This is a genomic window from Pseudomonas sp. UBA1879, from assembly GCF_002338065.1.
Lineage (GTDB): Bacteria > Pseudomonadota > Gammaproteobacteria > Pseudomonadales > Pseudomonadaceae > Aquipseudomonas.
On sequence record NZ_DDHJ01000014.1, the window covers coordinates 93,940 to 116,403 of the forward strand.

General features: G+C 59.3%; 22 protein-coding genes and 1 pseudogene. 14 read left to right on the top strand and 9 right to left on the bottom strand.

Features of this window, described 5'->3' with window-relative positions; all coding sequences use genetic code 11:
- Positions 1–162: 162 nt before the first annotated feature.
- Positions 163–1,656 carry an aldehyde dehydrogenase gene (locus B3N48_RS13900; RefSeq protein ID WP_296184617.1) on the bottom strand — a complete coding sequence of 498 codons (1,494 nt, stop codon included), beginning with the start codon at positions 1,654–1,656 and terminating at the stop codon, positions 163–165.
- Between the two features lie 274 nt (positions 1,657–1,930).
- Between B3N48_RS13900 and B3N48_RS13905 the strand changes: the two genes are divergently transcribed.
- The gene (locus B3N48_RS13905; protein WP_296184619.1) at positions 1,931–2,293 is read left to right on the top strand and encodes a cupin domain-containing protein; all 363 of its coding nucleotides are present in this window, start codon (positions 1,931–1,933) and stop codon (positions 2,291–2,293) included.
- 173 nt (positions 2,294–2,466) lie between these two features.
- On the opposite strand, the gene rpmG is transcribed toward B3N48_RS13905, so the two are convergent.
- On the bottom strand, positions 2,467–2,622 hold the full coding sequence (gene rpmG / locus B3N48_RS13910) for a 50S ribosomal protein L33 (RefSeq protein ID WP_062379766.1): 156 nt from the start codon (positions 2,620–2,622) through the stop codon (positions 2,467–2,469).
- A gap of 11 nt (positions 2,623–2,633) precedes the next feature.
- Positions 2,634–2,870, bottom strand: coding sequence for a 50S ribosomal protein L28 (gene rpmB, locus B3N48_RS13915; RefSeq protein ID WP_108236194.1), 237 nt, complete (start codon positions 2,868–2,870; stop codon positions 2,634–2,636).
- A 361-nt stretch (positions 2,871–3,231) separates the two neighbouring features.
- On the opposite strand from rpmB, the gene B3N48_RS13920 reads away from it, so the two are divergent.
- Positions 3,232–4,821 (top strand): ABC transporter substrate-binding protein, encoded by a 1,590-nt coding sequence (locus B3N48_RS13920; protein WP_296184626.1) that lies wholly within the window; start codon positions 3,232–3,234, stop codon positions 4,819–4,821.
- A 145-nt stretch (positions 4,822–4,966) separates the two neighbouring features.
- Here B3N48_RS13920 and radC read toward each other — a convergent pair whose 3' ends face one another.
- Complete coding sequence (radC, locus tag B3N48_RS13925; protein WP_296184628.1) at positions 4,967–5,641, bottom strand: RadC family protein; 675 nt, start codon at positions 5,639–5,641, stop codon at positions 4,967–4,969.
- A 132-nt stretch (positions 5,642–5,773) separates the two neighbouring features.
- Here radC and coaBC point away from each other — a divergent pair, with 132 nt between their 5' ends.
- The 4 genes from coaBC to argB all read left to right on the top strand — a co-directional run bounded on the left by coaBC (position 5,774) and on the right by argB (position 11,074).
- A complete protein-coding gene (coaBC, locus tag B3N48_RS13930) occupies positions 5,774–6,982 on the top strand; it encodes a bifunctional phosphopantothenoylcysteine decarboxylase/phosphopantothenate--cysteine ligase CoaBC (protein ID WP_296184630.1) in 1,209 nt (402 codons plus the stop codon).
- 6 nt (positions 6,983–6,988) lie between these two features.
- The gene (dut, locus tag B3N48_RS13935; RefSeq protein ID WP_296184631.1) at positions 6,989–7,444 is read left to right on the top strand and encodes a dUTP diphosphatase; all 456 of its coding nucleotides are present in this window, start codon (positions 6,989–6,991) and stop codon (positions 7,442–7,444) included.
- A 98-nt stretch (positions 7,445–7,542) separates the two neighbouring features.
- Positions 7,543–10,143 (top strand): phosphomannomutase/phosphoglucomutase, encoded by a 2,601-nt coding sequence (locus B3N48_RS26915; RefSeq protein WP_414704236.1) that lies wholly within the window; start codon positions 7,543–7,545, stop codon positions 10,141–10,143.
- Positions 10,144–10,168: 25 nt separating this feature from the next.
- Positions 10,169–11,074 (top strand): acetylglutamate kinase, encoded by a 906-nt coding sequence (gene argB / locus B3N48_RS13945; RefSeq protein ID WP_062379782.1) that lies wholly within the window; start codon positions 10,169–10,171, stop codon positions 11,072–11,074.
- Positions 11,075–11,135: 61 nt separating this feature from the next.
- Here the strand turns inward: argB and B3N48_RS13950 are convergent, their stop codons facing one another.
- Complete coding sequence (locus B3N48_RS13950; RefSeq protein WP_414704237.1) at positions 11,136–11,750, bottom strand: DUF4124 domain-containing protein; 615 nt, start codon at positions 11,748–11,750, stop codon at positions 11,136–11,138.
- Positions 11,751–11,772: 22 nt separating this feature from the next.
- Positions 11,773–12,414, bottom strand: coding sequence for an orotate phosphoribosyltransferase (gene pyrE, locus B3N48_RS13955; RefSeq protein ID WP_296184634.1), 642 nt, complete (start codon positions 12,412–12,414; stop codon positions 11,773–11,775).
- 82 nt (positions 12,415–12,496) lie between these two features.
- Here pyrE and B3N48_RS13960 point away from each other — a divergent pair, with 82 nt between their 5' ends.
- Positions 12,497–13,276: an exodeoxyribonuclease III gene (locus B3N48_RS13960; protein WP_296184635.1), complete on the top strand. Its 780-nt coding sequence runs from the start codon at positions 12,497–12,499 to the stop codon at positions 13,274–13,276.
- A 185-nt stretch (positions 13,277–13,461) separates the two neighbouring features.
- On the opposite strand, the pseudogene B3N48_RS13965 reads toward B3N48_RS13960, so the two are convergent.
- A pseudogene (locus B3N48_RS13965) lies at positions 13,462–13,830 on the bottom strand (DUF4870 domain-containing protein).
- A 46-nt stretch (positions 13,831–13,876) separates the two neighbouring features.
- Entirely contained in the window at positions 13,877–14,599 is a 723-nt protein-coding gene (gene rph / locus B3N48_RS13970; RefSeq protein ID WP_296184638.1) for a ribonuclease PH, read from the bottom strand.
- Between the two features lie 286 nt (positions 14,600–14,885).
- On the opposite strand from rph, the gene B3N48_RS13975 reads away from it, so the two are divergent.
- From B3N48_RS13975 to B3N48_RS14000, 6 genes are all read left to right on the top strand, one after another.
- Positions 14,886–15,749: a YicC/YloC family endoribonuclease gene (locus B3N48_RS13975; RefSeq protein ID WP_296184639.1), complete on the top strand. Its 864-nt coding sequence runs from the start codon at positions 14,886–14,888 to the stop codon at positions 15,747–15,749.
- Positions 15,750–15,762: 13 nt separating this feature from the next.
- The gene (gmk, locus tag B3N48_RS13980) at positions 15,763–16,383 is read left to right on the top strand and encodes a guanylate kinase (protein ID WP_296185021.1); all 621 of its coding nucleotides are present in this window, start codon (positions 15,763–15,765) and stop codon (positions 16,381–16,383) included.
- Positions 16,384–16,623: 240 nt separating this feature from the next.
- Positions 16,624–16,887: a DNA-directed RNA polymerase subunit omega gene (rpoZ, locus tag B3N48_RS13985; RefSeq protein WP_296184640.1), complete on the top strand. Its 264-nt coding sequence runs from the start codon at positions 16,624–16,626 to the stop codon at positions 16,885–16,887.
- A 60-nt stretch (positions 16,888–16,947) separates the two neighbouring features.
- Entirely contained in the window at positions 16,948–19,056 is a 2,109-nt protein-coding gene (gene spoT, locus B3N48_RS13990; RefSeq protein ID WP_296184641.1) for a bifunctional GTP diphosphokinase/guanosine-3',5'-bis pyrophosphate 3'-pyrophosphohydrolase, read from the top strand.
- A gap of 23 nt (positions 19,057–19,079) precedes the next feature.
- On the top strand, positions 19,080–19,460 hold the full coding sequence (locus tag B3N48_RS13995) for a RidA family protein (protein WP_166594036.1): 381 nt from the start codon (positions 19,080–19,082) through the stop codon (positions 19,458–19,460).
- A 64-nt stretch (positions 19,461–19,524) separates the two neighbouring features.
- Positions 19,525–20,262, top strand: a complete 738-nt coding sequence (locus tag B3N48_RS14000; RefSeq protein ID WP_296185024.1) for a hypothetical protein — start codon at positions 19,525–19,527, stop codon at positions 20,260–20,262.
- A gap of 154 nt (positions 20,263–20,416) precedes the next feature.
- Here the strand turns inward: B3N48_RS14000 and B3N48_RS14005 are convergent, their stop codons facing one another.
- Complete coding sequence (locus B3N48_RS14005) at positions 20,417–21,280, bottom strand: SDR family oxidoreductase (protein WP_296184642.1); 864 nt, start codon at positions 21,278–21,280, stop codon at positions 20,417–20,419.
- Positions 21,281–21,492: 212 nt separating this feature from the next.
- Here B3N48_RS14005 and exbB point away from each other — a divergent pair, with 212 nt between their 5' ends.
- Positions 21,493–22,461: a tonB-system energizer ExbB gene (gene exbB, locus B3N48_RS14010; protein WP_296184644.1), complete on the top strand. Its 969-nt coding sequence runs from the start codon at positions 21,493–21,495 to the stop codon at positions 22,459–22,461.
- The last annotated feature ends 3 nt before the right edge of the window (positions 22,462–22,464 follow it).

Sequence of the window (22,464 nt, forward strand, 5' to 3'; positions counted from 1 at the left end):
ATGAGACGAAACAGCCGGGCTTTTTGGGGAAGCCCGGCTGTCGTAGGAAAGCTATGTTGCATGAGACGACGATCTGATCGGGATCTGCTTCTGATGCTGCCAGAGACGTCGGAGCAAGCTTGCGCCTACAGCCTCCCGGCCAGAAGCAGATCTAGGCCAGGCCTATAGCTTGATCCAGGTCGCCTTCAACTCAGTGTATTTGTCGAACGCGTGCAGTGACTTGTCGCGACCGTTGCCGGATTGCTTGAAGCCGCCGAACGGCGCGGTCATGTCGCCGCCGTCGTACTGGTTGACCCACACGCTGCCTGCACGCAACGCGCGGGCGGTCAGATGCGCCTTGGACAGATCGGACGTCCACACCGCCGCCGCCAGGCCATACGGCGTGTCGTTGGCGATCTGAACTGCCTCCTCCGCTGTGTCAAACGTCAACACCGACAACACCGGGCCAAAAATTTCTTCCTGAGCGATTTTCATCGCGTTGGTCACGCCGTCGAAAATCGTCGGTTCGACATAGGTGCCGCCCGTTTCTTGCAGAATGCGCTTGCCGCCGACGACGAGTTTTGCGCCATCGGTGTGACCGGCTTCGATGTACGACAGCACAGTGTTCATCTGCTGCGTGTCCACCAACGCGCCGACATTGGTCGCCGGGTCCAGCGGATTGCCCGGCTTCCAGACCTTGAGGGCCTCGATCACCATCGGCAGGAATTTATCCTTGATCGAACGCTCCACCAGCAGACGCGAGCCTGCGGTACACACTTCGCCCTGGTTAAAGGCAATGGCGCCGGCTGCGGATTCAGCGGCAGCTTTCAGATCCGGTGCGTCCGCGAAGACAATGTTCGGGCTCTTGCCACCGGCTTCCAGCCACACGCGCTTCATATTCGACTCGCCCGAATACACCAGCAATTGTTTGGCGATTTTGGTCGACCCGGTGAACACGACCGTATCGACATCCATGTGCAGGGCCAGCGCTTTGCCGACGCTGTGGCCGTAGCCGGGCAATACGTTGAGCACGCCCGCCGGGATGCCGGCTTCGATGGCCAATTGCGCGATACGGATAGCCGTCAGCGGAGATTTTTCGGACGGTTTCAGCACCACCGAGTTACCGCTGGACAGCGCAGGACCGAGTTTCCAGCACGCCATCATTAGCGGGAAATTCCACGGCACAATGGCCGCGACCACGCCGATTGGCTCGCGGGTGACGAGACCCAATTGGTCATGTGGGGTGGCGGCAACTTCGTCGTACAGCTTGTCGATGGCTTCGCCGCTCCAGCTCAACGCGCGAGCGGAGCCCGGAATGTCGATGCCGTAGGCGTCGCTGATCGGTTTGCCCATGTCCAGAGTTTCGAGCAGCGCCAGCTCTTCTTTGTTTTCGTCGAGCAGCGCCGCGAATCGAATCATCACGGCCTTGCGCTTGGTCGGTGCCAGCCGCGACCAAACGCCAGAATCGAAAGCCGCGCGGGCGCTTTCAACCGCACGTAGGGCGTCAGCCGCGTCACTGCTGGCGACTTTCGCGAGAAAACGACCATCGACCGGGCTGATGCAGTCGAAAGTGGCGCCGGATGCGGCGTCGGTGTATTCACCGTTGATGAAGGCACGGCCTTCGATCTTCAAAGCCTGGGCGCGTTGTTCCCAGTCAGCCTGAGTCAGGGTGGTCATGAAACGTCCTCCTGTTATGAATGTGCGCGCCTGGCGCTCATGACCCGTGCTGCAAAACATCGCCTGATGCGCGCTCGGATCGGCCAAAGGCATTCGTGCACCCTAAACCAGCGTCAGCTGAATTTCCAATATATTGGACAATAAGCGGCAAAACGGCGTTTTATCGTGCATTTTATTCAACAGGCACGCCTATCAGCGCACCCATAGGCAGGGCACTATCACCCGCCCTGCCTATCCAATCACCCACTTCCACCGCCGTTTCAGGAGCCAGGACATGAACATCGACAACATCGTCGACTTCAGCGAAGCCAACACCCACGCCGAGCGATACACGCCCGCTCCGGAGAAAATCCTCAAGGGCAACCCTGAGCAGACGGTCTACAACCATTACGACAGCCCCTGTGGGCAAATGAACGCGGGCGTGTGGGAAGGAGAAGTTGGGCAATGGACGGTCAATTACACCGAGCACGAATACTGCGAAATCGTGCAGGGTGTATCGGTGCTGCGCGATGAGGAAGGGAACGCCAAGACACTGCGCGCAGGGGATCGCTTTGTGATTCCGGCGGGGTTCAAAGGCACATGGGAAGTGCTGGAGCCCTGCCGCAAGATTTATGTGGTGTTTGAACAGAAGATATAAGCCACGAGCACGCTTATGTAGGAGTGAGCTCGATCGCGATTTCCATCAGTCAGACATTTACCCAAGGCCGACACAGGGCTATCGCAAGCAAGCTCCTTCAGGACTTCGGAAAAACCATCGCCCACAAAAAAGCCCGCATCGCTACGGGCTTTTTCGTAAGAGGCGAACATCAATTACTTGATTTTGGCTTCTTTGTAGATCACGTGCTTGCGAGCAACCGGATCGAATTTTTTAATTTCGATTTTATCCGGGGTAGTGCGCTTGTTCTTGTCGGTGGTGTAGAAGTGGCCGGTGTTAGCGGTCGACACCAAACGGATCAATTCACGCATGATTTTCTCCCTTAAACCTTAGCGCCATCACGGCGAATTTCGGCCAGAACGACATCAATGCCGCGCTTGTCGATGATACGCATGCCTTTAGCAGATACGCGCAGACGTACAAAGCGTTTCTCGCTCTCAACCCAGAAGCGGTGATGCTGCAGGTTTGGCAGGAAACGACGACGGGTTTTGTTGTTTGCGTGGGAAATGTTATTCCCGGTTACCGGACCCTTACCGGTAACTTGACATACTCTCGACATGCCTCAGCCCTCTAAAACCACATGCCCAACCCGGCATGGGTTGGCCGCTTAATCTCTCAGTCATGGCGCTAGGCGCCGCGTTTCTTCAGGGGTCTTACCGGCCACACCTACGAAGAAGGAAGCGGGCCCCTAGAAAAGAGCGCTGCTTTATACCAGAAAGGCTCAGGCGCAACAACACAAACGACGCATTACCTGAAAGAAACGCCAGGCTTGACGGCTAGCAGGGCCAGCCGCAATGGGCGGGAGGGGAAATATACCACTCGTCGCGCCGCAGTGATTGTCGTCCGTCTATCCATGGTCTAGGGTAACTCTCTCTCCAGACTGCGCCGGCAGATGGGCTATCTCTGAAAGGACAATCGCCATGCGCCTAGCTGTTTTACCCTTTTTGCTTGCGTCCCTGAGCGCGCCAATCATGGCACAGGCCGCCACCAGCCTGAGCGTGTGCACTGAGGCCAGCCCGGAAGGGTTTGACGTGGTGCAGTACAACTCGCTGACCACCACTAATGCCTCGGCCGACGTGCTGATGAATCGCTTGGTGGACTACGACGCCCAGACCGGAAAGCTGGTGGCCAGCCTCGCTGAAAGCTGGAGCGTCTGGCCGGACGGTCTGACCTATGACTTCAAATTGCGCTCGGGCGTGAAATTCCATCACACCGAGTACTTCACGCCGACCCGCGACTTCAACGCCGACGACGTGGTGTTCAGCTTTCAGCGCATGCTCGACCCGGCGAACCCATGGAACAAGGTCGCGGTGCAGGGTTTCCCGCATGCCCAGTCCATGCAGTGGCCATCGCTGATCAAGAAAGTCGAGGCGCCTGACGCTCACACCGTTCGTATCACGCTCGATCACCCGGACGCCACGTTCCTCGCAACCCTGAGTATGGGGTTTGCGTCTATTTATTCCGCCGAATACACCGCACAACTGATGAAAGCGGGCACGCCAGAGAAGCTGAACAGCGAGCCCATCGGCACAGGGCCGTTCGTCTTCAAACGTTTCCAGAAGGATTCGGTCGTGCGTTACACCGCCAACCCGGATTACTTCGCGGGCAAACCAGCCGTCGATACGCTGCTGTATGCGATCACCCCGGACGCCAACGTGCGCCTGCAGCGGATCAAGCAGAACGAATGCCAGATCGCCCTTTCGCCCAAGCCCATGGATGTCACTGAAGCGGCCAAGGATCCGAACCTGCAAGTCGAAAAGACTGACGCGTTCATGACGGCTTTCCTGGCCATCAACAGCCAACATCCACCGTTGGACAAACCGGAAGTGCGCCAGGCGATCAACCTGGCGTTCGACAAGGACACGTACCTCAAGGCGGTGTTCGAAGGCTCGGCGCGGGCGGCGAATGGTGTGTACCCGCCAAACACCTGGGGTTATGCCAGCGATCTGCCGGGCTACAAGCATGACGTCGCCAAGGCCAAGGCATTGCTGGCGAAGGCGGGGCTTAAAGAGGGTTTCAAAACCACGATCTGGACGCGTCCGTCAGGCAGCCTGCTGAACCCGAACCCCAGCGCCGGCGCGCAATTGCTGCAGAACGACCTCGCTGCGGTCGGCATCAAGGCCGAGATAAAGGTCATTGAATGGGGCGAGCTGATTCGTCGCGCCAAAACCGGCGAGCACGACCTGCTGTTCATGGGCTGGGCGGGCGACAACGGCGATCCGGATAACTTCCTGACGCCACAGTTTTCCTGCGCTGCCGTGAAGTCCGGCACCAACTTCGCACGCTATTGCGATCAAGGGTTGGATAAGCTGATCAGCCAAGGCAAAGCCGTGACCGATCAGGGCCAGCGCAGCAAGCTCTATCACCAGGCACAGGAACAGATCCAGAAACAGGCACTGTGGTTGCCGCTGGCTCATCCAACGGCGTTCGCCCTGGCCCGCAAGAACGTGCAGGGGTACAACGTCAGCCCGTTTGGACGGCAGGATTTTTCCAAGGTGACGGTGAAGTAAAGCACTGCATAGACGAATTGAAAGGCAAACCGTTGCAGGAATGAGCTTGCTCGCGAGACGTCATTTCAGACGACCTATCTTCGTCGGCTGAGACACCCATCGCGAGCACGCTCACTTCTGCAGGGGCACCCGGACAGCCCCTCTCTTACATCAACCCCAATTCCACCATCGACGTCGGATTTCCATCCCCGATGATCACGTGATCAACGACCACTACGTCGATCATCGCCAAGGCTTCTTTCAACAGCCGGGTCAGCTCGACATCCTCGTCGCTGGGATCACACACCCCGGACGGATGATTGTGGCAGAGAATGATTGCCGCCGAGTTATGCGCCAGCGCTCGCTTGACCACCTGCCGGGGATGCACGTGCGCAATGTTGATCGACCCTTGAAACAGCGCCTCGAACGCCTGAACCCGGTTTTTGCTATCCAGAAACAAGCACCCGAATACCTCGTGAGGTTCGTCTCGCAGCAGGGCTTTGAGGTAGGCGTGTACGTGTGCAGGGCTCTTCAACGCAGAACCGCGCTTGAGGTTTTCGCCCATGTGCCGTTTGGCCATTTCCATGACCGCTTGCAGCTGAGCGTATTTGGCAGGCCCCAGGCCCAATTCGGCGCTGAACGCGGGGAGCTTGGCTTCCAGCAGCGCACGCAGACTGCCGAACCGCGTCAGTAGGTGACGCGCAAGGTCGACGGCGCTTTTCCCCGAGACGCCAGTACGCAGAAAAATGGCGAGCAATTCGGCATCGGAGAGACTCGACGCTCCTCGCTCCAGCAGCTTCTCCCGTGGCCGCTCCGCCGCAGGCCAATCGCGAATACTCATAGCACCTCCCTGTCTGTGGGCGCCGCTGTCCCCATGCGGTCGCTGTGCTATCTTAGCCATCTTTTTTACGCGTCGATCCGGCCTCGGGAGGTCACATGATTGCCGCGTGTAACTCGACTGAAAGGCAGGCCTATGCAGCGGCTGTATCGGAAACGCATCGTCCTCGGCGTGGGCGGCGGCATCGCAGCTTACAAGAGCGCTGAACTGGTTCGCCGGCTGAAGGACCACGGGGCCGAAGTGCGGGTCGTCATGACCAAAGGCGGCGCCGAGTTCATCACCCCGCTGACCATGCAGGCACTGTCCGGACACCCAGTGCATCTCGACCTGCTTGACCCCGCTGCAGAAGCGGCCATGGGGCATATCGATCTGGCCAAATGGGCTGACATGGTGCTGATCGCCCCTGCCACCGCCGACCTGATTGCGCGTCTGGCCCAAGGCATCGCCAATGACCTGCTGACCACCGTGGTCCTCGCCACCGATGCCATTGTCGCGGTCGCCCCGGCCATGAACCAGGCCATGTGGCGCGACCCCTCCGTTCAGGCCAATCTGCAAACCCTCGAAAGCCGTGACTTTCGCACCTTCGGCCCTGCCAGTGGCAGTCAGGCCTGTGGCGATGTGGGGTATGGCCGCATGCTCGAACCCAATGACCTGGCGCAGTCGGCTGCCGATTGCTTTCAGCGCTTGAGCCTGACCGGCAAGCACGTGTTGATTACAGCAGGGCCGACTCAGGAAAACATCGATCCGGTGCGTTACATCACCAACCACAGCTCCGGGAAAATGGGCTTTTCACTCGCGCAGGCCGCTGCTGAGGCTGGTGCCCGCGTCACGCTGATCACCGGCCCGGTCAACCTGCAAACGCCTGACCGGGTGTCCCGCATCGACGTGGTCAGCGCCCGCGACATGCTCGCCGCGTGCGAAGCCGCAATGCCCTGTGACCTGTTCATCGCCTCGGCAGCGGTCGCGGATTACCGCCCCGAAGTCGTCGCCCCACATAAACTGAAGAAAGACCCTACGAACGGTGATGGCCTTTTGCTGCAAATGGTCCGCAACCCGGATATTCTCGCCACCATCGCCCAGCGTCCGGATCGTCCTTTCAGTGTCGGTTTCGCCGCTGAAACCGAACGCTTGCTCGACTACGCTGCACGCAAACTCAAAGACAAAAACCTCGACTTGATCATCGCTAACGACGTCGCCAATCCCAGCATTGGCTTCAACAGCGAAGAAAACGCCTGCAGCGTGATCGACCGAGGGCTGCACACGACGCTCTTTGCCCAGACCAGCAAGGCCAAGATCGCCCGCCAGCTGATGACTTTTATCGCCGAACGTTTGAACCAGGTTTAATTACGTATGCACGCTCTACAAGCCAAAATCCTCGACCCTCGCATTGGCGACGAATTCCCGCTGCCGGCCTACGCCACCACAGGTTCCGCCGGGCTGGACTTGCGCGCCATGCTCCAAGAGGAAACGGTGCTGGAACCCGGTCAGACCCTCCTGATCCCCACCGGCCTGTCGATATACATCGCAGACCCCAGCCTCGCTGCGCTGATCTTGCCGCGCTCGGGCCTGGGTCATAAGCACGGCATTGTGCTGGGCAACCTCGTTGGTCTGATCGACTCCGATTACCAGGGCGAGCTGATGGTGTCCTGCTGGAACCGTGGCCAGACCGCTTTCAAGATTGCCATCGGTGAACGCATCGCCCAATTGGTACTGGTGCCAGTGGTGCAGGCGCACTTTGAAATCGTTGAGGCGTTCGACGAAAGCCAGCGTGGCGCAGGCGGTTTCGGCCATTCCGGCAGCCACTGATACCGCGCAAAGCCCTTGGCACGGATGTCGCTAACGCTTGAGTCGGCCAACCCATATAAGAACCGAATACACCTCAGGCAGAGCAGGGAGAGTCCAGTTTGAAAGGCATCAAGCGCACAGCGAAGGCGGTTTCTCGCCCGGAAACGACTGACGCACCGGTCAAGGATTCAAATCTGAGCCTGGCCAGTCCAGGGCTGCTCCCCGCCATCATCGGCTTGGTCGCCGCCGCCGTTCTGGTCTGGCTTGGCCTGCTCAGCCAGCCGCAGCAAAAGGATCAACTCGCTCAAGCCTGGGGCACCGCACAAGCCGGGGCCATCGGCAAGACGCTGCGTCAGATGACCGCGGGCACCCAGGCCGCGGCTACCGACGGCGCGCTCGCTGAAGCACTGCAAAGCAATGATCCGCTGCAGATCCAGAATGCGCAGAACCGCCTGCTGTATCGGGACAGCGTGATCGGCGCGCGTCTGAGTCCGCTGGGTTTCAACAGCGTCGACAATCAGGGGCCGCTGCCGATCAGCTTCGCCACGCTGGACATGCTCGCCAAAGCCAGTAAGGGCGAAACCCCGGCACCTGAAGCGCGAAAAGTGGGCGACAGCTGGATGATTTACAGCGTCGCGCCCCTACGGGCGTCAGCCGATGCCCCAATCACGGGCACCCTGTTGCTGGCGTTCAAGCTGCAACGGTTGACCAATGCACTGCCCGAGGCGCCCGCTGAAGTCGGCCAAACGGTACTCAGCCAGCAGTTCGGCGATGCCGCCGCGCAGAGCTTTCTGACACGCGGCCAGTCCGACGGCGGCCGGGGCATGGACTTTCCGACGGGCTACCCAAATTGGAAGCTGACGTTTACCCCTGGGCCCGCTCTCAATACGTCCCCACCCTCGCTCATGCTGCTCTTGGCGGCACTGGTGGCGATCGGTAGCGTGCTGCTGGGTCTGTATCTGAATGAAAGCGCTCTCAAGCGACGCGTTGCCGCGGACGCCCGCCAGCTGGAGCAGCTGCTCCAAGAACTCTCAGGGGGCAAAGCCGTCAAAGCCTTCGGCTTGAGCATGCCGGCCCTGAACGGCCTGGCGCAGAGCCTGGCGAGGTTTTCGTTGCGCAACCAACCTGCCCCGCCTGTCACGGCAGCCAATCCTGGCTCGCCCGTCCCCACGTCAGGTTCGATGACCAGCAAGGCCGTGTTCGAAACGCTAGAAAGCGATGAAGCCGAGCTGACCGACCCGCTGTTTCAGGACACTGACATCCTCGATCTCGACATGCTCGATGAATCGGAAGCATTTCAGAAGCCGGAGCAAGCCCACGCAATGAGCAGCACCGTATCCATCGCCCCTGATTTCCCGGACTCGATCTTCCGTGCCTATGACATTCGCGGCATCGTCGGTGAAACCCTGAGCGCGGAAACCGCCTACTGGATTGGCCGCGCCGTCGGCGCACAAAGTCTGGCCCAAGGCGAAGCCAACGTATCGGTAGGTCGCGACGGACGCCTGTCCGGTCCCGAACTCGTCGCCCATTTGATCAAAGGCCTGTACGACAGCGGCTGCCACGTCAGCGACGTCGGCCTCGTCCCGACCCCGGCGCTGTACTATGCCGCCAACGTGCTGGAAGGCCGCACCGGCGTGATGCTCACTGGCAGCCACAATCCAAAAGACTACAACGGTTTCAAAATCGTTATCGCGGGCGACACGCTGGCGAATGAACAGATTCTTGCGCTCCACGACCGCATCAAACGCAACCAACTGCCGCCGGGCAAAGGCAGTGTGAACAAAGTCGACATTCTGGGGCTGTACGCGGGCCAGATCACCAGCGACGTGGTGTTGGCACGTCGTCTCAAAGTGGTGATCGATTGCGGCAACGGCGCAGCGGGCGTTATCGCGCCGGAACTCATCGCCGCGCTGAACTGCGAAGTCATTCCGCTGTTCTGCGACGTCGATGGCAACTTCCCGAACCATCACCCGGATCCGGGCAAGCTGGAAAACCTTCAAGACCTTATTGCCAAGGTGAAAGAGACCGGCGCTGATCTGGGCCTGGCGTTCGACGGCGATGGTGATCGCGTAGGTGTCGTGACCAATGCGGGCAGCGTCATATACCCCGATCGGCTGCTGATGCTGTTCGCCCGCGATGTGGTCAAGCGCAACCCGGGCGCAGATGTGATTTTTGACGTGAAATGCACCCGCCGCCTGATTCCCTTGATTCAGGAATATGGCGGTCGCCCGGTGATGTGGAAGACCGGTCACTCGCTGATCAAGAAGAAGATGAAGGAAAGCGGCGCGCTGCTGGCGGGCGAAATGAGCGGCCACATCTTCTTCAAAGAGCGTTGGTTTGGCTTCGACGACGGTATTTACAGTGCTGCACGTCTGCTGGAAATCCTCAGTCAGGAAAAGCTCAGCGCCGAGGAGCTGTTTCAGACGTTCCCGAACGACCTGTCGACCCCGGAGATCAACGTCAAGGTCACCGAAGCCAGCAAATTCAGCATCATGCAGGCGTTGGAGCAGGACGCACAGTGGGGCAATGCCAACCTGACGAGCATCGATGGCGTGCGTGTCGATTACCCGAAAGGCTGGGGCCTGGTTCGCGCCTCCAATACCACCCCCGTGCTGGTGTTGCGCTTCGAAGCCGAGACCGAGGACGAGTTGCAACGCATCAAGGACGTGTTCCGTACCCAACTGCACAACGTAGCACCGGACCTAGAACTTCCTTTTTGATCAAACTTTGTTGAGTGGAGCCCAAATGACCCTCGAACGCGATGCCGCAGCCAATGCCGCCAAAGTCCTTTCCGAAGCGCTGCCCTACATCCGACGTTTCGTCGGCAAGACGCTGGTGATCAAGTACGGCGGCAACGCCATGGAGAGCGAAGAGCTGAAAACCGGCTTCGCGCGCGACATCGTGCTGATGAAGGCGGTGGGCATCAACCCGGTGGTCGTTCACGGCGGCGGCCCGCAAATCGGCGATCTGCTCAAGCGCCTGTCCATCGAAAGCCACTTCATCGACGGCATGCGCGTGACCGATGCCCAAACCATGGACGTGGTGGAAATGGTGTTGGGCGGCCAGGTCAACAAAGACATCGTCAACCTGATCAACCGCCACGGCGGCAGCGCCATCGGCCTGACCGGTAAAGACGCGCAATTGATCCGCGCGAAAAAGATGAACGTCACCCGCCAGACGCCAGAGATGACCAAGCCGGAAATCATCGACATCGGCCACGTGGGCGAAGTCGTCGGCATCAACACCGACCTGCTGAACATGCTGGTCAAGGGCGATTTCATTCCTGTGATCGCGCCGATTGGCGTGGGCGCTGACGGCGAGTCCTACAACATCAACGCCGACCTGGTGGCAGGCAAAGTCGCCGAAGCCCTCAAGGCCGAGAAACTGATGTTGCTGACCAACATCGCCGGTTTGATGGACAAAGAAGGCAAGGTGCTCACCGGTCTGACCACTGAGCAAGTCAACGGCCTGATCGCCGACGGCACCATCTACGGCGGCATGCTGCCGAAGATCCGCTGCGCACTGGAGGCCGTTCAGGGCGGAGTGACCACGTCGCACATCATTGACGGTCGTGTTCCGAACGCCGTATTGCTGGAAATCTTCACCGACACAGGCGTCGGTACGCTGATCAGCAACCGCAAGCGTCACTGATCCACAGATGTCAAAAAGGCCCCGCCGGTGCATACCGACGGGGCCTTTTCATAGAGCAAGGTTATTGCGCGAGCAACTGCTGCAACCGCGCCCGGTCCTGCGCGAACCCTTTGTCAGCCTGCTCCTTGGCAGCCTGATAACGCGCGATATCGTCATTGAGATGCTGTTGCTGATCGCGCGCGTCATTCATCTGATCGATGAGGCTCTGAGACACCGCTCGGCCAGCACGCTCCTGATCGGCCGCCTGGCTCTGAAGCGATACCTGCTGGTTCGCAAGCCCCTGGATATTGCTACGCGCCACGGAGATAAGCGAATCCAGTTCAGCGAACTTACGCGTGCGAGCCCGATCGACGTCAGTCACGCTGCTGTATAGACGCATCAGTTGGGCATCCATCTCAGCCTGCGCCTTCGCGGCTTGCGCAGCGGCCTGGGCCTGACGGGCCTGCTCACCGGTGGGTGCAGGAGGGACGACCTGAATCACACGCCCACGCATGTTCAAGACTTCATACCCTTTACCGGCGTACTCCGTAGGAACGCTTTGGCGGTCGATCACCGTCACACCGCGACTATCGATGTAGCGATAGAACACCATGCCGGGGGCGTCGTCGGCCTGCACGCTCGCGATACACCCCATCATCAGCAGCAACGAAAGTCCTACCGTGCCCAGTTTGAGCATAACAACGCGATCCCCTGACCCTTCAGATGCCGTACTGCGCCCGATACGCTTCCACAGCGGGCAAATGCTGCTTGAGTTGCGGATCGTCTGCCAGGAACTCAAGGACCTGATTCAACGAAACGATGCTAACCACCGGAATGCCGAAATCACGCTCGACTTCCTGAATGGCGGAAAGCTCGCCGTTTCCACGCTCTTGCCGGTTCAATGCAATCAACACGCCAGCAGCTGTCGCGCCCTGTGCCTGAATGATTTGCATGACTTCCCGAATCGCGGTGCCAGCAGTGATCACGTCATCGATGATCAGCACGTTGCCCGTCAATGGCGCGCCAACCAGCGTACCGCCTTCGCCATGGTCCTTGGCTTCCTTGCGGTTGAAACACCACGGTAGATCGAGATTGTGGCGATCGGCCAAGGCAACTGCAGTCGCGGCCGCCAAGGGGATACCTTTATAGGCAGGCCCGAACAGCACATCGAAGGAAATACCGCTTTCCACTACAGCCGCTGCGTAGAACTTACCCAATTGGGCAAGTGCCGACCCGCTGTTGAAAAGACCTGCGTTGAAGAAGTAAGGACTGGTGCGCCCCGACTTCAACGTGAACTCACCGAAGCGCAAAACCCCGCGATCGATGGCAAAACGAATGAATTCGCGCTGATACGCTTGCATGAAAAAAGCCCCGAATACCACGGATTTAGCTAATTAGGGAGAGCTCGGGTATCATACACGCACGTGATTTTTGGGGCCATTTATGCGGATCATCAGTGTGAACGTTAATGGTATTCAGGCTGCAGTCGAGCGTGGGTTGCTCAGTTGGCTGCAAGCCCAGAATGCCGACGTCATCTGCCTTCAGGACACCCGTGCCTCCGCCTTTGAAATGGATGATCCAGCCTTCCAACTGGATGGCTACTTCCTGTATGCCCGCGATGCCGAAGTTCCTGCCCAGGGTGGCGTGGCACTTTACTCGCGACTGCAACCAAAGGCGGTGATCTACGGTTTGGGCTTTGAAACAGCCGACCGTTACGGGCGTTACCTGCAAGCGGATTTCGATAAAGTCAGTATCGCAACTTTGCTGCTCCCGTCCGGGATGAACGGCGATGAAGACTTGAACCAGAAGTTCAAGCTCATGGACGACTTCGGCAAGTACCTGGACAAGCAGCGGCGTAAACGTCGCGAGTACATCTATTGTGGCTCGCTCTACGTCGCGCAGCAGAAACTGGACATCAAGAACTGGCGAGACAGCCAACAGTCACCGGGCTTCCTGGCGCCGGAACGTGCCTGGATGGACGAGATTGTCGGCAACATGGGCTATGTCGATGCCTTGCGCGAAGTCAGCCGTGAGAGCGACCAATACAGCTGGTGGCCCGATAACGAGCAGGCCGAGATGCTGAATCTGGGCTGGCGTTTCGACTATCAATTGCTGACCCCGGGCCTGCGCCGTTTCGTACGCAGCGCACGCTTGCCGCGCCAGCCGCGTTTCTCGCAACACGCGCCGCTGATCGTGGACTACGACTGGACGTTGACCATCTGACGTCCAGTTGCTCAAAAAAAGCCGACGTGAAGTCGGCTTTTAATTGGCTCGCATCTGGGCCCGCGCGGATAACTTCTATGGGAGCCGGCTGGCTGGCGAATACGGTGTGCCATTCACCGTTGAGGTGTCTGACCTGACCCCTTCGCCAGCAAGCCGGCTCCCACGCGAGTGCGCACGCGTCCAGGCTACTTGATCAACCGCAAGGTAAACGGATAGCGATAGGCAATCCCGTCATTGGCCTTGATCCCCGCGATGATCGTCAGCACCAATGCCCCAATTCCCACCAGCATCAATAGCGGAAAGCCGATAACGATCACCATCAGCAGGAAGCAGATCATTGCCGCAATGGCGACGGTGATCTGAAAGTTGAGCGCTTCCTTGCCTTGGCTGTCGATGAACGGGTCCGTTTCCTTCTTCAGCTGCTAGACAATCAGTGGGCCCAGCAAGTTACCGAAGGGGAAAATCAAGCCGATAAACGCCGCGAAGTGGCAAATCATGGCCCACTGACGGACTTCCTTGCCTGGCGTATTCAACGGCGTTTGGTCGATCATCATGCGTTCCCTGTTCTGACGGTTATGGGGCAAGCGACTCAGCGGGCAATCAGTCTGCCAACGCTGCTTTTTGCAATTCGAAAATTTCGTTCATGCCTTTCTGGGCCAACGCCAGCATGGCGTTCAGGTCTTCAGGCTGGAACGGCGCGCCTTCGGCAGTGCCTTGAACTTCGATAAAGCCGCCTGCGCTGGTCATGACCACGTTCAGATCGGTTTCGGCGGCGGAATCTTCCAGATAGTCCAGATCCAGCACCGGCTCGCCCTGATACATGCCGACGGAAACCGCAGCGATCATTTGCTTCAGCGGGTCGCCTCCTTTGAGACCACCGCGCTTCTTGATGGTTTTCAACGCATCGACCAACGCGACCATGGCACCGGTGATGGACGCGGTGCGCGTGCCGCCGTCTGCCTGAATCACATCGCAGTCCACGTACAGCGTGATGTCGCCCAGCTTGGACATGTCTAGCGCGGCACGCAGTGAACGGCCGATCAGGCGCTGAATTTCCAGGGTGCGACCGCCTTGCTTGCCTTTGCTCGCTTCGCGCTGGTTACGCTCGCCGGTCGAACGCGGCAGCATGCCGTATTCAGCCGTCAGCCAGCCTTGGCCCTGACCTTTGAGAAAACGCGGTACGCCGTTCTCGACGCTAACGGTGCAGATCACCTTGGTGTCGCCGAACTCGACCAGCACAGAACCCTCGGCGTGCTTGGTGTAGTTGCGGGTGATGCGGATCGAGCGGAGCTGATCGGCAACGCGACCACTTGGACGTTTCATCTGGGATACCTGTACTGGGACGGAAAACTGACGTGCATTATAGGGGCGCTCGCCCTGCCTTGGGACACCTTGTAACGTTTCAATGAGCGCGACCGCGCCCCGGGGGTTATAGAAAGGCGCTGTACGACAGCGAAACGGCGACATTTTCCCGCGACTTTGACAACGCCACATTTGGGCGCGCCCCCGCTCTGAGCTACAATCCTGCGCCTTTATAGCCTGTCGTTTCTTCACGACCCCCTCGGGCGGCACATCGCCCCGTACGCCTGACTTGTTAGAGGTATTTCCCATGGTGCACAGCATGACGGCTTTCGCCCGTGCCGAACGAGCCGGCACTCAAGGCACGCTGAGCTGGGAACTGCGCTCGGTCAATCATCGTTATCTCGAACCTCATTTGCGCCTGCCGGAGGCCTTCCGAGACTTGGAGGGGGCTGTGCGAGAAGCACTGCGCCAAGGCCTCTCTCGTGGCAAGGTCGAATGCACCCTGCGTTTTACCGAAGAAAACGCTGGCAAGCCGTTGCAGGTCAATCGCGAACGCGCCAGCCAATTGGTGGCCGCTGCCGAAACCGTCGCCAGTCTGATCAAACAACCGGCGGCGCTGAATCCGCTGGAAGTGCTGGCCTGGCCCGGCGTGCTGGTGGCCGATGCCGCCGACCCGCAAGCCCTCAACCATGACGCGCTGGCGCTGTTCAACGAAGCGCTGGACGAATTGAAAGCAGGCCGCGCCCGCGAAGGTGCCGATCTGGCCAAACTTCTCGACGAACGGCTGACATTGATCAAGACCGAAGTCGCTACCCTGCGCACCCTCGTGCCCCAGATGCTCGCCGCTCAACGCCAGAAGGTGCTTGATCGCTTCGCGGACATGAAAGCCGAGCTCGATCCGCAGCGCCTTGAGCAAGAGATGGTGCTGCTCGCGCAGAAGAGTGACGTCGCTGAAGAGCTGGACCGCCTGAGCACTCACGTCACCGAGGTGCGGCGGGTGCTCAAGGCCGGCGGACAAGCCGGGCGTCGGTTGGACTTTCTGATGCAGGAGCTCAACCGCGAAGCCAACACACTGGGCTCCAAAGCCTTCGATCCTCGTAGCACACAAGCCGCGGTCAACCTGAAGGTGTTGATCGAGCAGATGCGCGAACAAGTGCAGAACATTGAGTAAGGCCAAACACGACATGACCCACAGCACCGGCACTCTCTACATCGTTTCCGCCCCCTCGGGCGCGGGCAAGACCAGCCTGGTTAAAGCCCTGATCGATGCCCAGCCACACATTCGCGTCTCTGTTTCCCACACCACGCGGGCCATGCGCCCAGGTGAAGTGGATGGGGTGAACTACCACTTCGTCGATCGCGCCGAATTCGTGCGGATGATCGAACACGGTGATTTCCTCGAACAGGCAGAAGTGTTCGGCAACCTGTACGGCACGTCGCAGAGCCGTCTCCAGCAAACGCTGGACGAAGGTCACGACCTGATCCTCGAAATCGACTGGCAGGGCGCCGAACAGGTGCGCAAGCTGATGCCTCACGCCCGCTCGATCTTTATTCTGCCGCCAACCCAGCAGGCGCTGCGCCAGCGTCTGACCAATCGCGGGCAGGACAGCGACGACATCATCGAAGGTCGCATGCGTGAAGCGGTCAGCGAGATGAGTCACTACGTCGAGTACGACTACATCGTCATCAACGACGATTTCGCCACGGCACTGGAAGACCTCAAGGCGATTTTCCGCACCAACCTGCTGAGCCAGGAGCATCAGCAGCAGCGCCATGCCGAGCTGCTGTCGCAACTGCTTGCGTGAAATAAGCCTGTAGGAGTGAGCTCGCACGCGAGGCGTCAGACCGGACACCACCATGGATCTGACAAACCGCTATCGCGAGCAAGCTCACTCCTACACCGTTCATGCCCGACGCGCTGCAACCCATGAAAACCGACCGCTCGTGGCGTGCCGCTTGAAGCTTGCGACTGTCCGCTTGTAAACTACCGAGTCCGCTCGCCCATCCGGGCACCGCGCATACCGCATTTGCTACGAGGAATACCCATGGCCCGCGTGACCGTTGAAGACTGCCTGGAACATGTAGATAACCGCTTTGAGCTGGTCATGCTCGCCACCAAACGCTCGCGTCAACTGGCGACCGGCGGCAAAGAGCCAAAGCTGGCCTGGGAAAACGACAAGCCTACCGTTGTTGCCCTGCGCGAAATCGCAGCCGGCCTGATGGATTACACCGTCATTGCAGAAGCTGAAATCGTTGAAGATGAACCACTGTTCGCCGCGTTCGAGGACGAGTCCAGCGAGGCCGTCTAAGCCTATGCCCGGTCGACGTAGCAAGGCGCAGGGTCACTTTCTTCGGCAAGGGTGTTTCTCATGCCGAGCATAGACGCCCTCGCCGATCGCCTGTCGACCTACCTCGGCACTGACCAGGTCAACCTGGTTCGCCGAGCGTATTTCTACGCCGAACAAGCCCACGACGGTCAACGCCGTCGCAGCGGCGAAGCCTACGTCACGCACCCGCTGGCGGTGGCCAATATTCTGGCCGACATGCACATGGACCATCAGAGTCTGATGGCTGCAATGCTGCATGACGTGATCGAAGACACCGGTATCGCCAAAGAAGCGCTCTGTGCGCAATTCGGCGAAACCGTGGCCGAACTGGTCGATGGGGTCAGCAAGCTGACCCAGATGAACTTCGAGACCAAAGCCGAGGCGCAAGCTGAAAACTTCCAGAAAATGGCCATGGCCATGGCCCGCGACATTCGCGTGATTCTGGTCAAGCTCGCCGACCGCCTTCATAACATGCGCACCCTGGAAGTGCTGTCCGGCGAAAAACGCCGACGCATCGCCAAGGAAACCCTCGAAATCTATGCCCCCATCGCCAACCGCCTTGGCATGCACAGCGTGCGTATCGAATTCGAGGACCTGGGCTTCAAGGCCATGTACCCCATGCGCTCCTCGCGCATCGGCCAGGCCGTCAAACGCGCGCGCGGCAATCGCAAAGAGCTGGTCAACAAGATCGAAGAGTCACTGGCGCACTGCCTGGCGGTTGACGGCATCGAAGGCGAAGTCAGCGGTCGGCAGAAGCACCTCTACGGCATCTACAAAAAAATGCGCGGCAAACGCCGGGCGTTCAACGAGATCATGGACGTCTACGCGTTCAGGATCATCGTCGATAAGGTAGACACCTGCTATCGCGTGTTAGGCGCTGTACATAATTTGTACAAACCACTGCCGGGCCGATTCAAGGATTACATCGCGATCCCCAAAGCCAATGGCTATCAGTCGCTGCACACCACGTTGTTCGGTATGCATGGCGTGCCCATCGAAATCCAAATCCGTACCCGCGAAATGGAGGAGATGGCCAACAACGGCATCGCAGCGCATTGGCTATACAAATCATCGGGCGACGAGCAGCCGAAAGGCACTCACGCACGCGCACGTCAGTGGGTCAAAGGCGTGCTGGAAATGCAGCAACGTGCGGGCAACTCGCTGGAATTCATCGAAAGCGTGAAGATCGACCTGTTCCCGGACGAAGTTTACGTGTTCACGCCCAAAGGCCGGATCATGGAGCTGCCGAAGGGCTCCACGGCAGTCGACTTTGCTTATGCGGTGCATACCGACGTGGGCAACAGCTGCATCGCCTGTCGGATCAATCGTCGTCTTGCACCGCTGTCGGAGCCGTTGCAAAGCGGGTCAACTGTCGAGATCGTCAGCGCACCGGGGGCACGTCCAAATCCGGCCTGGCTGAATTTCGTGGTCACCGGCAAAGCCCGTACACATATCCGCCACGCCCTCAAACTGCAACGTCGCTCCGAGTCCATCAGCCTGGGCGAACGTCTGCTCAACAAGGTGCTCAACGGATTCGACAGCACGCTGGACAAGATTCCGAATGAGCGCTTGCAACTGATCCTGGCCGAATACCGGGTCGAGGTCATCGAAGACCTCCTCGAAGACATCGGTCTGGGCAATCGTATGGCTTACGTTGTCGCCCGTCGTTTGCTGGCAAGTGAAGGTGAAGAACTGCCGAGCGCCGAAGGGCCGCTGGCAATTCGCGGTACCGAAGGCCTCGTGCTCAGCTATGCCAAGTGCTGTACCCCGATTCCGGGAGATCCGATCGTGGGTCACCTGTCAGCGGGCAAAGGCATGGTCGTGCACTTGGACAACTGCCGCAACATCAGTGAAATCCGCCACAACTCGGAAAAATGCATCCAGCTTTCCTGGGCCAAGGACGTCACCGGCGAATTCAATGTCGAGCTGCGGGTCGAGCTGGAACATCAGCGCGGGCTCATCGCCCTGCTGGCCAGCAGCGTCAACGCCGCCGACGGCAACATCGAGAAAATCAGCATGGACGAACGCGATGGTCGCATCAGCGTGGTCCAACTGGTGGTCAGCGTGCACGACCGCGTGCATCTGGCCCGAGTGATCAAGAAACTGCGCGCCCTGACCGGGGTGATCCGCATCACCCGCATGCGCGCGTAGCCAACTGCCAACAGGAGTTTTTCATGAGCAAGACCGTTATCTCCAGCGACAAGGCCCCTGCCGCTATCGGCACGTATTCTCAGGCGATCAAAGCTGGCAATACCGTCTACATGTCCGGCCAGATTCCTCTGGACCCTAAGACCATGGAACTGGTCGAGGGCTTCGAAGCCCAGACCGTTCAAGTCTTCGAAAACCTGAAGGCCGTGGCTGAAGCAGCGGGCGGCTCGTTCAAGGACATCGTCAAGCTGAACATCTTCCTGACGGACCTGAGCCACTTTGCCAAGGTCAACGAAATCATGGGCAAATACTTCGAACAACCCTATCCGGCACGCGCCGCGATTGGCGTAGCGGCCCTGCCACGTGGCGCCCAGGTCGAAATGGACGCGGTGTTGGTCATCGAGTAAATCCCTGCGGGGCGTTTCTCGCTCCGCCACCCCATTCAAGCAAAGGAAGGACTCCGCTATGCGTATGCGCGTTGCGTTCGCTTTCTCGCTGCTGGCCGCAATGCTGAGCGGTTGCGCCGGCCACTCCAACAAAACCCCTGACGGCGTATGGATCAATCAGGCGGCCATTGATGCCGCCGCCGAAGGTGGAAATCTGCGCCAGTCGCTGCTGGCTTATGGGCCGACGCTGGAGTGGAATATCAACACTGCGGCGGGTCAGGCGACGTCCTATAACGGTTTCGAACTGACCGAGGGCAAAGTGGCCAAAGACCCGAAAGGCGACTGGAAGGTCAACGTCTACGGCAGCGCTTCGGACGACTTGAAGCTGAAGGGCGATGAGCTGGTGAAGGCCGCCAATGATTCCGGTCCTGAGCAGCACTTTCGCGCTCCGAAAGAAGCCGCTCCGGCTGGCGCGCAACCTGGGACAAGCTTTGAACGCGCGCTTTATACCGCCTATCTGGGCGGCAAATGGACCATCGTCAATGGTGACGGCCAAGGCAGCGTCGTTGAATTCGCCCCCGACGGAACGGTGAGCGGATTACCGGGCAATGACCGTTACGCGCTGTGCCTGGCAGGCGATTGTGCGGCCATGAGCGGCGAATACGACAGCATGTGGCTGGAAAAGAACGAGCGCGGCAACCCATGGGTATTCGTGCGCCAGGGTAAACAGCTGGAGATCTTCCAGGCCGTTAACAATGCTCAGCCCACAGAAATGCCGGACCTCCGTCCAGGCGAGAGGCGTTGGGTGCTCGAGAAGAATTGATCCCCATTGCTAAGCCGTATCTCTGGTAGGAATGTGGCTTGTCCCGCGACCGGCTGCGCAGCAGTCGTAAACCCAGCGCACGCGTTGTGTCATGCACATTGAGCACGCAGACGATGCGCCGACTGCGTCGCCGGTTGCGGGACAAGCCTCGCGCCTACGGGTTATGAGGTGCCTGTAATAGCGCCTCATACCCCTCTTTGAAACTCGCATACTGCGGCACCCAGCCCAGCGCTTTCGCGCGAGCATTGCTGCAGCGCTTGCTGCCTGTGCGCCGTACGGTGTGTTCATCCGACCACTGGGTCACGCCCAATCGCTCACGCATCCAGTCCACCACCTCTGCTAACGGCGCGGGCGCATCATCGACCCCGATATAGCAATCTTCCAGCACCGCCCCGTCAGCATCAGCCTGCAATAGAAACGCCAGCAGACCCGCAGCGTCGTCGGCGTGAATGCGGTTGCCATACAAAGGCGGCTCGACGGCCACACTGTAGCCCTGCCTCACCCGGTTCATCAGATCGCTGCGCCCTGGCCCGTAAATGCCGGTGAGACGAACAATGCTCGCAGGCCAGCCGCTCTTGAGCGCCACTTGTTCGGCCTCGTGCATCACCTGTCCGGAAAATCCTGAGGCTTCGGCCGGGGAGGTTTCGTCAACCCATTCTCCGTTCTGCTGCCCGTACACGCTGCTACTCGACACGAACAGAACTCGCCGCGGCTTCTGGCCGCTGCGTTCGATCCAGCCCAGCACGTTGCGCAACCCCTGCACATACGCGGCGCGATAACCTGCCTCGTCCCGAGCCGTCGGCGTGGCGCAATAGACCAGGTAATCGATGCGTCCTTCGGGCCATTGCTCTGGAATCCGCGCGTCGAACAGATCTCCATGCACGCCGTGTACGCCTTGAGGCAATTTCGCAACATTCCTTCGCAAGCCATGAACCGTCCATCCCAGCGGCAGCAATCGAGACGCCAAACGTCCTCCGATGTCGCCACATCCTGCAATCAAAACGGATGGCGTTGCCATGACAATCTCCACATCAAAAAATAGGTTTGGGCCAATGAATTGGGACTTAAAAGCGACCATCGGGACGCGTTCGTGTTAAAAAAAGATACTCTATTACTTTTGTTAACAAGAATTACTTGCAATAATACCGGCCCTTTGTTCTTCTCCGCTCGCCTCGCGCCAGCGTGACGCCTTCAGAACGAAACACCTTTCCAATATCAGGTCGGGCCAGCATGACACGTACTCAATCCCCCGCTTCCTCCACGACGTCCTCAGGCCTGCCACGCGCAGGGCGCGCTATCGCAGCGGTGCTGTTCAGCCTGATGCTGACGCCGATCGCCCTCGCCGACTCCAATGCTCCAACACAAACGCCAGCCATCCAATCTGCTGCGCCTGCCGCTACGCCAGTGGACACCACGACAGCGCCAGCCGTTCAGGATCCTGCCGCGCCGACCGAATCGCTAGAGCCTGCCGAAACAGATAACAGCCTTGGCATGTCCCACGACCTGTCGCCTTGGGGCATGTACAAAAACGCCGACATCATCGTCAAAGCGGTGATGATCGGCCTGGCCATCGCCTCAATCATTACGTGGACCATCTGGATCGCCAAAGGCTTCGAGCTACTGGGTGCCAAACGTCGTCTGAAGGGTGAAATCGCTGCGCTCAAGCGCGCTCGTACGCTGGACGAAGCCAGTGCCGGTGCCAAGAAGCAAGGTACGCTGGCCAATCTGCTTGTTCATGACGCTCTTGAGGAAATGCACCTCTCGGCCAACAGCCGCGAGCGCGAGGGCATCAAGGAACGCGTCAGTTTCCGCCTCGAACGTCTCGTTGCCGCCTGCGGTCGCAACATGAGCATGGGCACTGGCGTCCTGGCCACCATCGGCTCCACTGCGCCTTTCGTCGGCCTGTTCGGCACCGTGTGGGGCATCATGAACAGCTTTATCGGCATCGCCAAGACTCAGACCACCAACCTTGCCGTGGTCGCCCCCGGTATTGCCGAAGCCTTGCTGGCAACGGCGTTGGGTCTGGTTGCCGCAATCCCGGCAGTGGTGATCTACAACGTCTTCGCTCGCTCCATTGCAGGTTATAAGGCGCAAGTGTCCGACGCTTCGGCGCAGGTCTTGTTGCTGGTGAGCCGCGATCTGGATCACCAGCCTGCAGCCGACCGTGCCCAACCGCCTCACATGGTAAAGATGGGGTAAGTC